This is a genomic window from Micromonospora sp. KLBMP9576 (assembly GCF_050941805.1).
Classification (GTDB): Bacteria; Actinomycetota; Actinomycetes; order Mycobacteriales; family Micromonosporaceae; genus Micromonospora.
In genome coordinates this window covers 3,577,808-3,591,486 of the sequence record NZ_CP194567.1, presented here as the reverse complement: position 1 = coordinate 3,591,486, position 13,679 = coordinate 3,577,808, and the positions used below count along the sequence as shown (strand labels likewise).

At 75.9% G+C, this 13,679-nt stretch carries 11 protein-coding genes; 4 read left to right on the top strand and 7 right to left on the bottom strand.

Annotated features, from left to right (window positions below; genetic code table 11):
- Positions 1 to 587 precede the first annotated feature (587 nt).
- Positions 588 to 1,610 (top strand): DUF559 domain-containing protein, encoded by a 1,023-nt coding sequence (locus tag ACQ452_RS16060; RefSeq protein WP_433385045.1) that lies wholly within the window; start codon positions 588 to 590, stop codon positions 1,608 to 1,610.
- A 129-nt stretch (positions 1,611 to 1,739) separates the two neighbouring features.
- Here ACQ452_RS16060 and ACQ452_RS16055 read toward each other — a convergent pair whose 3' ends face one another.
- From ACQ452_RS16055 to ACQ452_RS16040, 4 genes are all read right to left on the bottom strand, one after another.
- A complete protein-coding gene (locus ACQ452_RS16055) occupies positions 1,740 to 2,513 on the bottom strand; it encodes an HD domain-containing protein (protein ID WP_433385042.1) in 774 nt (257 codons plus the stop codon).
- 142 nt (positions 2,514 to 2,655) lie between these two features.
- The gene (locus ACQ452_RS16050) at positions 2,656 to 6,852 is read right to left on the bottom strand and encodes a SpoIIE family protein phosphatase (protein WP_433385039.1); all 4,197 of its coding nucleotides are present in this window, start codon (positions 6,850 to 6,852) and stop codon (positions 2,656 to 2,658) included.
- Positions 6,853 to 7,041: 189 nt separating this feature from the next.
- Entirely contained in the window at positions 7,042 to 7,971 is a 930-nt protein-coding gene (locus ACQ452_RS16045) for an AraC family transcriptional regulator (RefSeq protein WP_433385036.1), read from the bottom strand.
- 151 nt (positions 7,972 to 8,122) lie between these two features.
- Positions 8,123 to 9,109: a LacI family DNA-binding transcriptional regulator gene (locus ACQ452_RS16040; RefSeq protein ID WP_433385033.1), complete on the bottom strand. Its 987-nt coding sequence runs from the start codon at positions 9,107 to 9,109 to the stop codon at positions 8,123 to 8,125.
- 156 nt (positions 9,110 to 9,265) lie between these two features.
- On the opposite strand from ACQ452_RS16040, the gene ACQ452_RS16035 reads away from it, so the two are divergent.
- Entirely contained in the window at positions 9,266 to 10,501 is a 1,236-nt protein-coding gene (locus ACQ452_RS16035) for an MFS transporter (RefSeq protein WP_433385030.1), read from the top strand.
- Between the two features lie 124 nt (positions 10,502 to 10,625).
- Here the strand turns inward: ACQ452_RS16035 and crcB are convergent, their stop codons facing one another.
- Positions 10,626 to 10,988: a fluoride efflux transporter CrcB gene (crcB, locus tag ACQ452_RS16030; RefSeq protein WP_433385027.1), complete on the bottom strand. Its 363-nt coding sequence runs from the start codon at positions 10,986 to 10,988 to the stop codon at positions 10,626 to 10,628.
- On the bottom strand, positions 10,985 to 11,482 hold the full coding sequence (locus ACQ452_RS16025; protein ID WP_433385024.1) for a fluoride efflux transporter FluC: 498 nt from the start codon (positions 11,480 to 11,482) through the stop codon (positions 10,985 to 10,987). Before ACQ452_RS16025 ends, crcB begins: the two co-directional genes overlap by 4 nt.
- Positions 11,483 to 11,671: 189 nt before the next feature.
- Between ACQ452_RS16025 and ACQ452_RS16020 the strand changes: the two genes are divergently transcribed.
- Together ACQ452_RS16020 and paaI are read left to right on the top strand one after the other, a co-directional pair.
- Positions 11,672 to 12,103 carry a DUF6766 family protein gene (locus tag ACQ452_RS16020; protein ID WP_433385022.1) on the top strand — a complete coding sequence of 144 codons (432 nt, stop codon included), beginning with the start codon at positions 11,672 to 11,674 and terminating at the stop codon, positions 12,101 to 12,103.
- Positions 12,104 to 12,251: 148 nt separating this feature from the next.
- Positions 12,252 to 12,632, top strand: a complete 381-nt coding sequence (gene paaI, locus ACQ452_RS16015) for a hydroxyphenylacetyl-CoA thioesterase PaaI (RefSeq protein ID WP_433394185.1) — start codon at positions 12,252 to 12,254, stop codon at positions 12,630 to 12,632.
- A gap of 83 nt (positions 12,633 to 12,715) precedes the next feature.
- Here paaI and ACQ452_RS16010 read toward each other — a convergent pair whose 3' ends face one another.
- On the bottom strand, positions 12,716 to 13,612 hold the full coding sequence (locus tag ACQ452_RS16010; RefSeq protein ID WP_433385019.1) for an aldo/keto reductase: 897 nt from the start codon (positions 13,610 to 13,612) through the stop codon (positions 12,716 to 12,718).
- Positions 13,613 to 13,679 lie beyond the last annotated feature (67 nt).

Sequence of the window (13,679 nt, the reverse complement as noted above, 5' to 3'; positions counted from 1 at the left end):
TGCCAACGTCAGCTTCTGCCCTTAGTAGGCCTCCAGCCCGGCGGGGGACGCGAGAGCTGCGGGATCCGTCACGGAACCGTGCAGATGGCGTATGCCCGGTAGGAGGCACCGCACGCCATCCGGCGTAGCGGGGGCAAGGGGCGTCTTCGTCAGTGATCGCAGGATCTGGCTGTGAAAGTTCTGATCGGAGCACCGCTCGTAGCGCCCTCCCCGACGCGGCGTTGCGACGGCGCTGCCTTGCGACGGCGCGGCGTTGCGACGGCGCTGCGGCGCGGTGCTGCGGCCTGGCGGCGCTGGGGCGATGAGGGCGGCGTGCGGGTTTCGGTTGTCAATTACCCGGAAGCCAGCCACCCCTTCGGCCGGGCCGCTATCAGACGATCACGCCCTGCGGCCTCCCGCCTCCGCGCGTCACCACCGCGCCACCGCACGTCGGGCGTCGCCACCTCACCCCGCCACCGCACGTCGCAGCCCCATTGGTGCCTTAGCACACGCCTGGACGTGGGGGGCCTTGTCCACAATGCGGGTGCTGTCCACAGCACTCATGGGGGTGACGTGCGCGCGGTGGCCGTATCCGGCACGGTCGCGCCGTGAACTCTGTGCTGCGGACTCTGCTCGAGCGCAATGGCGGGCTCGTCACCCGACGCGGCGCCATGGAGGTGCTGCCACGTTGGGTGCTGGAGGACGCCTCGCGCGCCGGGCGTCTGCTGCGGCTGCTGCCCGGGGTCTACGTGGACGCCGCCCTGGCCGACGACGTGGAGCGCGTGCCGCCGCTGGCCCGGGTGGCCCCGGTCCTGGCCCGGCGGGCGGTCGTGGCGTACGGGGGCGGTCGTGGCGCGTTGAGCCACCTCACCGCCCTGGACGTGTGGAAGCTCCGCCGTCAACTGCCCGGGGAACCGGTACACCTGAGCGTGCCGATCGGTGCGGGGCAGCGCAGCGGGCCGCACCTGGTCGTACACCATCGCAGGTCCATCGCCGGGGAGCCACCGCACGCGCTGGTACGCGACGGCGAGCCGGTCACCCGGTTGGATCGCACGCTCGTGGACGCCTGGCCGCTGCTGCCTCCCGTGGACCGGCCGGCGACCCTCATCAGGGCGGTCAACGACCGCCTGAGCACTCCGCAGAGGATCGCCGCCGCGTTGGCGACCGCGCCGAAGCTCGCGGGTCGCGCCGCACTACGTGGGCTGCTGGATCGGCTGGCCGCGGGCTGCCGAGGCCCGTTGGAGATCTGGGGACACGATCGCGTATTCGCCGGGCCGGGAATGCCGGCGCTCCGGCGGCAGGTGCGGGTACGGCTGGGCGGGCAGGTCGTCTACCTCGACCTGTTCGCCGAGGCCGAGTTGGTCGACATCGAGCTGGACGGCGCGACCCACGGCGATCCACGCGAACGCGAGATCGACCTGCGCCGCGACGCGCTGCTGGCGGCCCGGGGGATTCTCGTCGTCCGCTTCACCCACCGCCGGCTGCTCCACGAACCCGACGAGGTGCGTCGTCAGATGCTCGCCATCCTCGCGACCCGACGCAGCCAGGGCTTCAGGCCCGGCCCGGGGACGATGGGAGCGGCCTCATCCGAGCGAGGTGCGCTCCACCTCGGCCTGCCCACGATCGTCTGACGGGGGACCGGTGGAATTCATTCCCGCACCCCGGCTGGCCGTCAACTGATCTTGGTAGTGATCGAGCGGGAGGCGGACGGGGGCGTGAGACCGGCTCAGGTGGGTGGAGTGGAGAGGGGTGGGACCTGGTCAGGGTGCGGGTGACTCGTCGAGGATGGCGCTGAAGCGTTCCTCGGCCAGGTCGAGCTGCCCCATGATGTGCGCCTTCACGCGCTCGGACAGGGGAGTGTCCGGCCGCGACACGAGTTCTCGGTAGACCGGCACGAGCGGCCGGTACTTCGCCGCCGACGAGGCCACCTTCGGCCCGATGGTGTGGATGACGCCCACCCCGTTGTCCGTGAAGTCGGAGATCTTGATGACTCGCGCCCACGGCTCCCGGTCCAGGCTGGCCGCCACGTGCTCGCGGTACTGCACGTGCTTGTCCCGCCCCGGGTCGTACGCCGGGTTGGTCACCGCGCCGACCAGGTGGGCCACCCGCGGTCCGAAGCGGGCCGCGAGCACGGCCAGGGCGGCGGCGGTCGCGGCTTCCCCGGATGGCGCGGTGGCCGGCCCAACGGCCTGTGCGGCGGCCGGCGCAACGGCGTGCGCGGCGGCCAGCTCGTCGGGGTGGTCCTCGACCGCGTCGTGCAGCAGTCCCGCGATGATCACGTCGACGTCGCGGACCTGGTAGTGGTGCATCAGCCGGATCGCCACCCGCAGCAGGTGGTTGAGGTAGGGCTCGCGCACCCGCCGGTCGTCGCGGTGCAGCTCGGCGGCCAGGTCGAGCGCCTCGGTGAGTCGCTCCCGGGCGGCCTCGTCGAACGCGCGCAGCTCCAGTCGGAACCGGGCCAGCAGGCCGGGCTCGCCGTGGATCTCGGTGATGGCGTGCATCGGCATGGTGGCGAGGTAGGCGGGAAACTCCATTCGACACTTATAGCCGATCTTCACCGCCCCAGGGGCCCCTGCCGTCGGCCACCCGACGCCGGAAGGGCGCCGCGTTGCCGGGCGGCGGGGGAGACGCGGCCGGGCGGCGATCCGGTGCCGGGGAAGGGGCCGCCGCGTCGCCTCAGCCGTCGGAGACGTGCTTGACCAGGCGTACGGTGGTGCCGTCGGCGGTACCGTCCACGGTGGCCTCGTCCATCAACCGGGCCATGATCAACTGTCCCCGGCCGCGTTCGCTGTCGTCGGGGCTCGCGGCCCGCCAGCCGCCCGTGTCGCGTACCACGATTTCCAGTCGGCCGGCGCGCAGGCGCCCCCGTACGGTGACCGACGCGTCCGGGGCGAACCGGTAGCCGTGCTCGATCGCGTTGGCGCACGCCTCGCCGGCCGCGATCAGCACCGCGTCGACGTCGTCCCCGCCGATGTCGAGGCCGGTCAGCCACTCCCGCAGCGCCTGCCGCGTCGGCGCGAGCTGCCCCGGGTCGGCGGTCAGTTCGGCGACGAAGGCCCCCGGCTCGCGATGCCGGTAGACCAGGACCGCCACGTCGTCGTGGCGGGTGTCGGGCAGCAGGTCCCGGACCATCCGGTCGGCCAGCGCGCCCTCGGGCAGCTCGCGACCCTGGGTGAGCGCGGCGACCGCCCGGGAGATGCCGGCGTCGATCAGTTCGCGGCGCCGCTCGATCAGCCCGTCGGTGTAGAGCAGCAGCGTCGAGCCGGGCCGCAGCCGTGCACCGGCCTCCGGCCGTCCGGGCACCGCGACGCTGGCCAGCGGCACCGAACCGGCGCGGGTCAGCAACTCGGCGGAGCCGTCCGGGTGCACCAGGATGCCCGGCGGGTGGCCCGCCGACGAGTAGCGCAGCAGGCCCAGCGAGCGGTCGATGATCGCGCAGAAGACCGTGGTGCAGGCGCCGCCGGGCACCATGCGGGCGAAGTCGTCCAGCGCGCAGAGCACCTCGGCGGGACTCTTGGCCTGTAGGAGCAGGGCGCGTGAGGCGCTGCGCAGCTGACCCATCACGGTGGCGGCGGGCAGGCCCCGCCCCACCACGTCGCCCACCACCACGCCCACCAGGTCGTCGGGGAGCTGGACCACGTCGTACCAGTCGCCGCCCACCTCCAGCGGCGCCACCGCCGGCTGGTAGCGGGTCGCGAACCCGGCCGGCAGGTCGACCGGGCCGAGCATCGCCCGCTGCATGGCCAGGGCCACCGTCCGCTGGGTCTCGAAGGCCCGCGCCCGCACCAGCGCCTGGGCCAGCGCGGCGCAGAGCTGGCGCACCAGCGGCCGGTCCACCGTCGGCACCGACCGGGGCGGGTCCAGCTCCAACCACACCCCGCCGGGCGCGCCGCCCGGTTCGATGCGGGCACCGAGCGCGGTCACCCGGCCCTCGTCGTCGAGGACCAGCAGGGGGTCGCCCTCCGCGGCCAGTCCGTCGAGCGCCCGCTGCACCGGCCCGGTCAGCGTCAGGCCCTGGGTCACCACCAGGGGGGTGCCGGCGGCGTCGGCGCAGACGGCCAGGCCGCGGCTGCCGTCCAGCAGGGTGCACAGCTCGGACAGGCCGGCATCGAGCACCTCGGCCACGTCGGTGGCGCGGGCCAACCGGCCGGAGAGCGCGGTCAGCGCGGACGTCCGGGCTGCGGCGCGTACCTCGTCGGTCACGTCGCGCAGGGTGGCGACGTAGAGGCGGCGGCCGGTACGCGGCTCCCGCAGCGAGTTGTAGACGGCCTCGGCCCAGATCCGGTGCCCGTCGGCGTGCCGCAACGGCAGGGTCACCCGTCCCCGCCCGGCGTCCCGGGCGGCGCACAGCAGGCCGATCAGCAGACGCCGGTCGGCCGGCGCGGCGGCGGCCTCCGGCCACCACGGGTGCGGCGCCGCGACCGGCGCCGCCAACCGGGCGACGCCGACCAGCCGGCGGAACGCCTCGTTCGCCTCGACCAGCGCGCCGTCGGCGTCGACCACGGCGAAGGCGTCCTGCAACGACTCGATCAGCGCCGCCCGCCAGGTCCCCTCCTCGTTGCGCAGCCGGGCCAGCTCCAGGTGCGCGCCCACCCGGGCCAGCAGCTCCTCGGAGGAGAACGGCTTGGCCAGGTAGTCGTCGGCCCCGGACCGCAGCCCCTCCACCGCCGCCTCCTCACCGGCGCGCGCGGAGAGCACGATGATCGGCAGCCCGGCCGTACGCCGGTCGGCGCGCAGTGCCCGGACCAGCCCGAAGCCGTCCAGGCGGGGCATCATCACGTCGGTCAGCACCAGGTCCGGCACGCGCTCGGCGATCCGGTCGAGCGCCTCCCGGCCGTCGGCCGCGGTGACCACCCGGTGGTGGGGCGCGAGCAGGCTCGCCAGGAAGGCGCGCAGGTCGGCGTTGTCGTCCACCACCAGCACCGTCGCGACATCCCGGGCGTCGCCGCCGGTGCGGTCCGCGTGGGCGGGCACGGCACCCGGCAGCCAACGCAGGGCCTCCGCCACGTACGCCTCGTGGGCCGGCTCGTGGGTCCCCTCGCGCGGCACCGTGGCGGTGGCCCGGCCGTACGGCAGCCGCACGGTGAACGTGGAGCCCTCGCCCTCGACCGAGCGCACCCCGACCGAGCCGCCGTGCAGCCGGGCCAACTCCTGCACCAGCGCCAGCCCGATGCCCGTGCCCTCGTGGGACCTGCCGCCGGCGCCGCGTACCCGGTGGAAGCGGCGGAACAGCAGCGGCTGCTGGTCGGCGGGGACGCCGACGCCGGTGTCCTCGACGCTCAGCGTGACGTGCTCGCCGTCGCCGCGCAGCCGCAGCCGCACGGTGCCGGTCAGGGTGTACTTCAGCGCGTTGGAGAGCAGATTGACCACGACCTTCTCCCACATGTCGCGGTCCACGTACGCGGTGCGCGGCAGCGCCTCGACGTCCACCCGGTAGGTCAGCCCCGCCGCACGCATGGCGTACCCGAACGACTCGGCGACCCCGGTGGTGAGCGCCGCGAGATCGGTCGCCACCCGTTCCGGGTCGAGCCGGCCGCTCTCGATGCGGGTGAAGTCGAGCATGTCGTTGACGAGCTTGCGCAGCCGGCCGGTGTTGCGGTGCACCAGCTCCAGGCGTTCGCGCTGGCCGGGTGGGAGCGGCTCGCTGCGGTCGGCGAGGCTCTCCCGCACCGGCCCGGCGATCAGCGTCAGCGGGGTGCGCAGCTCGTGGCTGACGTCGGTGAAGAACTCCGTCTTCGCCGCGTCCAGTTCGGCCAGCGCCGCGGCCCGCCGCCGCTGCGCCTCGTACGCCAGCACGTCGCCCAGCGCCGTGGAGACCCGGTCGGCCACCAGGTCGAGAAAGCCCCGGTACGCCTCGTCCAGCTCGCGGAACGGGCTGATGCCGGCGACGAGTACGCCGACCGGGCGGTCCTGCCCGGCGGCCAGCAGCGGCAGCACCACCACCTCGTCCACGGGCGCGCCGGCGACCGTCCCCGCCGTGGCCCGGGGGGCGCCGGGCAGAGCCACGTTCCGCACCCGGGCGGGCCGGCCGGTGCGCGCGACCTCGCCGATCTGCGCCAACCACCCGGGGCCGGCGGCGGGCTCGTCGGGCACACCGACCGAGGCGGCCAGGACCAGGGCGTCCGCGTCGGGCAGCGACGGGAGGTGACCCGGCAGGGGCCCGACCGGGCCGCCGACGCCCTCCGGCAGGGGGCGGGCGCCGGGCAGCGACTCGGTGGGACGCAGGTAGATCATCGCGGCGGGCAGGTCGGCGGGGCTGCCGGCGAGGACCCGGGCCGACGCGCGGACGGCGTCGCGGGTGGTGTCCGCCGCCGCGATGGAGACCGAGCCGAGCTCGCGCAGCGTCTCCAGCCGGCGGTCGCCGAGCACCCGGGCGGTGACGTCCGTGGTGGCCACGAAGACGCCCGGGATCTGGCCGCCCCCGGCGCGTACCGGGCTGTAGGAGAAGGTCCAGTACGTCTCCTCCAGGTAGCCGTGCCGGTCGAGCAGGAGCAGTTGGTTCTCCGCGAAGGTCGCGCCGCCCCCGGCGAGCACCTGGTCGGTGAGCGGGCCCAACTCGGCCCAGACCTCGGCCCAGCACCGCGCGCCCGGCTGCCCGACCGCCGCCGGGTACTTGCCGCCGAGCACCGGGGTGTACGCGTCGTTGAAGATCTGCACCAGCTCCGGGCCCCACCACAGCAGCATCGGGATCTTCGACGGCAGCACGGTGCGTACGGCGGCGCACAGCTCCGGCGGCCACGTCTGCACCGGGCCGAGCGGAGTGGCCGCCCAGTCCGTGGCCCGGTGCGCGGCGCTGGTCGGATCGTCGCCGTTGAAGAGGTCGTCAACGGACCCCCGGTCGTCCGGCGGCCCGACGCGCTGCCTCGAGTCCATGTTCCGGCCCCCGTCCCGTGCTGGTCCCCGGTTTGCGAGCAGCCCCGCCGTGCCCCTCACCGTCTCGCCGGGGTCATGTGCCCAACCGGGCACGGCTTGAACCGTCCATCGACGGGGCCCGGTCCACCGGCCGGCCGCGTCCGTGCCGCAGCGGTCGACGCCGCCGCGTCGCCGTTCACCCGGCGGCGGTCAGCGGGCCAGACGGTGCTCGCGGGGGCTGACGCCGTGGACCCGGCGGAAGGCGTTGCTCAGCGCGAACGGGCTGCCGTAGCCGACCCGGCGGGCGACCGCGCCCAGGGTGGCGTCGGGCTCGCGGAGCAGGTCGGCGGCGAGCGCCAGCCGCCACCCCGTGAGGAACGTCATCGGCGGCTCACCGACCAGGTCGGTGAAGCGGCGGGCCAGGGCGGCCCGGGAGACGCCGACCTCGGCGGCGAGGACGGCGACCGTCCACGGCCGGGCCGGGGCGTCCTGAAGCAGCCGCAGCGCCGGGCCGACCACCGGGTCGGCGGCGGCGACGTACCAGGCGGGTGCGGCGCCGGGGCGGGCGAAGAACGTCCGCAGCGCGGCGATCAGCACCAGGTCGAGCAGCCGGTCGAGGACGGCCTCCTGCCCGGGCGCGTCCCGGGTGACCTCGTCGGCGAGCAGGGGCACCAGCGGGCTGCGCCACTGCGCGCCGCCGACCACCAGCAGGGGCGGCAGGGCGGTGAGCAGCCGGCGGCCCAGCTCCCCGGGCAGGTGGTAGGTGCCGGTCAGCAGCACCGTCGCGGCGTCCGCCCCCGTGCCCCAGGTGCGTACGCCCAGCGCCATCGTCTCGGCCAGGGGCTCACCCCACAGCGTCGTGCACCGCTGCCCGGGATGGATGACCACCTGCGCCGGCGTGGCCGGGTCGTCGGCCACGAGGTAGCCGTCCGGCCCGCGCAGCACGGCCACGTCGCCCGGCCCCAGCACGACAGGCGTGCCGTCGTCGGGGACTGCCCAGGCCGCCCCGCGCACCAGGGCCACCACGGTCAGCGGGGCACGGTCCTCGACGCGCAGCGCGAACGGCGGATCCAGCATCGACCGGAGCAGGAAGGCCCCCCGCGCCCGCGCCCCGTCCAGCAGCCCCGTCAACGGACCCACGCCCGGATCCTAGCCAAGGCCCCTGCCGGTCATGGCGGGCGTGCCCCGCGGGGGCTGCCGGTCGCCCACACCACAGGTCCGGCCCGGCGTGGCCCGCCCGGCGCAACCCGTTGCCGCCGGCCTCACCCGCCCGGCTCCGGCCGGGGCCGGTTCACCCGCTGAGCCGGCGGACCAGCTGGGAGGGGAACACCGTCGACGGCGGCACCGCCCGCCCGCCCAGCACGGCCGTCGCCGCCGCCGTGGCGATCCGGGCCACCGGATTGGTCGCCGTGGTCAGGGCGGGAGTCGTCATCGCGGCCAGCGGAATGTCGTCGAAGCCGGTCACCGCGACGTCCCCGGGGACCTGGACGCCGTCGCCACGCAGCCCGTCCATCACGCCGAGCGCGGTGGCGTCGCTGCTGCCGAGGATCGCGTCCGTGTCCGGCCAGCGCGCCAGCACCTCCCGGGCCGCCACCCGGCCCCGGTCGGCGCTGAAGTCCCCCGGCACCAGCCGCACCGGCAGGGCGGCGTCGCGCACCACCCGTCGGTACGCGCCGACGGACCGGCCGGCGCAGGACAACCAGCGGGGGCCGGTGACCATGGCGATGCGGCGGCGCCCGGTGGCGTACAGGTGCCGCAGCAGCGCCTCGGTGCCACCGCCGTTGTCCACGTCGAACGACGGCACGAGGGCCGAGCCGATGCCGATCGAGGCCACCCGGCCGCGCAGCCCCACCGGGACCGCGTCCAGCACCGTCTCGGTGGTGTTGATCAGGACGACGCCGCCGACGCTGCGGTCCTCGGCCAGCCGGCGTACCTCGCCCGGCGCCCGGGTCGGCAGCCAGTGCAGGGCCACCCCGAGCCCGTACGGGGTGCAGACCCGGGCGCACGCCCCGAGCGCCCGGTGCACGTACGGGTCGTCGAGGACCGTCGAGGCGGTGCCGGTCACCGCCATCACCAGCCGTACGCCGGTGCCCCGGACCAGTGCGCGGGCGGCCAGGTTCGGCGTGTAGCCGAGCCGGTCGGCGGCGCCGCCCACCCGGTCGCGGGCGGCGGCGGAGGCGTAGCCCGTGCCGGCGAGCACGCGCGAGGCGGTGGCCCGGGACACCCCGGCCGTACGCGCCACGTCCTCCAGCGTCGGTGGTCGGTGTGCGGTCGTCATTGCTGTCCTCCCCGTGCGTCGGCCGCCGCGACCCGGACGGTCGACCGCATCATCCCCTGTGGCGCGTCGGCGGGCGAGGCCCGGACCCCGGGTTGTCCTGAAAGCGCTCTCAGGTGTGGGATCGGGCGGCAGACCCCGGCCGAGAGGACCGCCGCCATGAGCCGTACCGCCGCACCGACAGCCGCGCCGACGCCGGCCGTAGCCCGGGCGGTGCTTGCCGCCCGCAACGGCGTGGCCGTGGTGTTCGCCCTCAACGGCCTGGCCGTGGCCAGCTGGTTCTCCCGGGTGCCGGCCGTCCGCGAGGAGCTCGGGCTCAGCCCCGGCCGGCTCGGGCTGCTCCTGCTCGCCATGTCCGTCGGCTCGCTGCTCGCCATGCCCACCGCCGGACTGGTGGCCCAGCGGTTCGGTTCGGCCCGCACGGTCGCCCTCTCCACGATGGTCGTCGCGGGCGGACTGACCGTCGCCGGGGCCGGCACCCTCGCCGGTTCGCCGGTCGGGGTGGTGTTGGGCCTCTGCGCTCTCGGCTATGGCTCCGGCGCCTGCGACGTCGCGATGAACGTCGAGGGCGCGGTGGTCGAGCGGCGGCTGCGGCGCACCATCATGCCGCGCCTGCACGCGGCGTGGAGCCTCGGTTCGGTGGCCGGCGCCGGGCTCGGTGCCGGTGCCGCCCGCCTCGACGTGTCCGTCGCCGCCCACCTCGCGGCCCTCGCGGTGGTGGTGCTGCTGGGTACGCTGCTGGCCGTCCGGTCGTTCCTGCCGGCCACCGAGAGCGGCACCGCCGACGGGCCGGCCGGCCCGGCCGAGCGTCGGCGCGACCTGCTCGCCGCCTGGCGGGAACCGCGCACCCTGCTCATCGGGTTGCTGGTGCTGGTGGCGGCGTTCGCCGAGGGTAGCGCCAACGACTGGGTGGCCGTCGCCTTCATCGACGGTCACGATCTCAGCGAGGCGGCCGGGGCCGGCGTCTTCGGTCTCTTCGTCGTCGGCATGACCCTCGGGCGCACCGTCGGCACCGTCGCGCTGGACCGGTGGGGTCGGGTGCCCGTCCTGTCCGGTGCGATCCTGCTCGCCACCGTCGGCGCGGGCGTGGCGGTGCTCGCCGGGCCCGGGCCGGTGGCGATCGCCGGCGTCGCGCTCTGGGGGATCGGCGCGTCGCTCGGCTTCCCGGTCGGGATGAGCGCGGCGGCCGACGACGAGCAGCGGGCGCCGGCCCGGGTCAGCGTGGTCGCCGTGATCGGGTACACGGCGTTCCTCGGTGGCCCGCCGCTGCTCGGCCTGCTCGGCGACCGGGTCGGCACGCTGCAGGCCCTGCTCGTCGTGCCGCTGCTGCTGCTGCCCACCCTGGCCCTGGTGCCCGCCACCCGTCCGCCCGCCACCCGTCCGCCGGCCCGCTGAGCGCCGGTCCGCTGAGCGCCCACGCGCCCCGCTGCCGGGTGCGGGCGCGCCACGGCGGACGCCGAGCAGCCGAGTCAGCCGGCCCTGTGGCGTGACCCCGGTTCGCGCGGCCCGCGGGGACCGTTCAGCCGGTGACGGCCCGCGCCAGGACGAAGCCGACGGTGGCGGCACCGAGGCCGGCGACCACGCTGGACAGCACGTTGACCAGCGCGCCGACCCGCCGGCCCGCGCGCGCCAGCCGCAGCGTCTCGTACCCGAAGGTGGAGTACGTGCTCAGCGCGCCGCAGAAGCCGGTGCCGAGCAACGCGCCGGCGGCCGGGCCGACGGGCAGCCCGGTCAGGAGGCCGAGCAGCAGCGACCCGGCCACGTTGACCGTCAGCGTGCCCCACGGGTAGGCGCCGCCGAGCCGGGCCTGCACCGCCCGGTCGGTGAGGTAGCGCAGGCTCGCGCCGACGGCCGCGCCGAGCGCGATCAGCAGGACCGTCACGGGCCGGCCCCGCGCGACGCTCGGGCCGGGCGGGCGGCGTCGAGCAACCGGGCGGTCACGGTGTCGCCGAGCCAGACCGCGCCCAGCGCGCCGAGCAGGGTGGCAGCCAGGTTTCCCAGGGCCACCGCCGGGGCGCCGGCGGCCAACGCAAGCTGAACGTCCACCGCGTACGTGGCGAAGGTGGTGTAGCCGCCGAGCATCCCCACACCGAGGAACGGACGCAGCAGCGGCGCGCGACCACCGTGGCGGTCGAGCACCGCCATCAGGACACCGATGAGCAGGCACCCGGTCAGGTTCACGGCGAAGGTGGCCCACGGCAGGCCCGTCGGGCCGTGGGGGATGGACTGCTGGAGGCCGGCCCTGGCGAGGGCGCCGAGCGCACCGCCGGCGGCGACGGCGACGAGCACCGCGCCGGGGCGGGTGGACAGCTCGGCGCGGTCGGCGGGTACGCGCAGATCGACGTCGGGGTCGATGCGCGGTTCCGGCCCGGTCACCTCGCCTCCCCACCGGCGCCCGGGACAGGGGCGCCGGCGCGCCGCCAGCCTAGCCACCGGCGCCGGGTCGGGGTCCACCGTGGCCCGGGGCGTCGGCGTGGCGGGCCCGCCACGCCGATCCGCCGGTTTTGTCGCGCTTGCCCGGGGAAGCAGGACGGCTGCCAGGCAATTCACGGAAAGGGGAGCGCGATGTCCGAGACGACCGCGACCTCCGGCGGGCGGCCGGCCGGAGCCGAATCCGGGGACGGACGGTCCCGTGGCCGGGCGGCGGGGCCGCCGTTTCGCAGACCGAGGTGGCCCAGGGCGTACGCCTTCGCGCTGGTGACCGGGGCGCTGTTCCTGCTCTCCTGGATCGCGCAGTTCGTCTTCCAGGCCGGCGCGGCGCGCACCGAGGCGGGCCAGCACGGCCAGTCCTTCGCCTGGGCGGACTTCCTGCCGCAGTTCCTCGCCGCCACCTTCGAGAACTGGCAGTCCGAGTTCCTCCAGCTCATCTGGCAGGCGGCGGGCCTGGCCCTCTTCTACCACTGGGGATCCTCCCAGTCCCGCGAGTCCGACGAGCGGATCGAGGCGAAGCTGGACGCGCTGCTGCGCGAGCGCGACCTGGACCCGGAGAACCCGTGACCGGGCGCGCGGGCCGGCGTACGGTACCAAGATCGGCGGTCGAGGTGGCCGCCCCGGACCGGGGTGGAGCGGTCGATGGGCGGGACGCGTCGGATCGACGACCAGCGGCGGGGCGGCTGACGTGGCCGGGCGCAACGCCGCGTACGACATGTTCGCCGCCGACGTGGCCTCCAGGGGGCTCGGCATCGAGCTGGTCGAGGCCGCCGCCGGCGCGGCGGTGGCCCGGATGCGGGTGACCGGCGCGATGGTCAACGGTCACGCCATCGCCCACGGCGGGTACGTGTTCCTGCTCGCCGACACCGCCTTCGCGCTGGCCTGCAACAGCCACGGCCCGGCCACCGTCGCCGCCGGCGGCGAGATCACCTTCGTCCGGCCCGCCCGCGAGGGTGACCTGCTGGCGGCGCACGCCACGGAGCGCACCCGGTACGGCCGCAGCGGCATCTACGACGTCACGGTCACCCGCGACGACGGCGCGGTGGTGGCCGAGTTCCGGGGCCGCAGCCGCACCCTGCCCCCGACCGTCGGCTGAGTCACGCCGCCGCGGCGACCGGCCGGGCGGGGGAGCGCGGCCCTCCTCGGCCGGCCGCCGGGGCGACCCGGCCAGCCGCACGGTCAGCCCAGTCGGGCCAGCTCCCGCGCGGTGAGCCGGAGCGCCCCGGCGGCCACGTTCTGCGCGAGATGCTCCGGGTCGCCGGTGCCGGGGATCGCCAGCACGTGCGGCCCCTGGTGCAGCGTCCAGGCCAGCCGGATCTGGTGCGTGCTCACGCCGTGCGCGTCCGCCACCGCCCGGACGGCGTCGTCCTGGTGCTCGTCGCCGGCACCGGCCTCGCGTCCCTGGCCCGCGATGGCGAAGAACGGCACGAAGGCGATCCCCCGCTCGCCGCAGACCCGCAGCAGTTCGTCGGCCCACCGGTTCGTGTCGAGGGCGTACGCGTTCTGCACGCACACCACGGGCGCGATGTCCCGCACCTCGTCCAGGTGGTCCACCCGCACGTTGGACAGGCCGAGGTGCCGGATCAGCCCGGCGTCGCGCAGGTCGGCCAGGGCGGCGAAGCGCTGCGCCACCGAGTCCCGCCCGGGTCGCCGGACGATGCGCAGGTTGACCACGTCCAGGTGGTCCCGGCCCAGCCGGCGCAGGTTCTCCTGCACCTCCCGGCGCAGCTCCGCCGGGGTCAGTTCCCGGTGCCGGGTCGCCGCGTCGAAGGACGGCCCGACCTTGGTGGTGATGACCAGGTCGTCCGGGTACGGCGCGAGGGCCTCGCGGATCAGGTCGGTGGCGTACCGGGGTGAGCCGGTGCCGACGCCGAGCGGGCCGCCCGGCGAGACGTAGAAGGCGGCGGTGTCGATGTGGTTGACCCCGAGTTCGACGGCCCGGCGCAGGACGCGAATGGCGCGCGCCCGGTCCGGATCGACGGTGAGCCGCATGGAGCCGAACCCCATCCGGTGCACGGTGCGGTCGCCGAGGGTCCAACTGCCGGCGGCGGCGGCGGTGTTCTCTTCAACGGACATCGGGCGAAACTAGCCAGCCGTGGCGGGCCGCGCACTCGGTCGGCCGCCCGATACCGCCCCGTTCGGG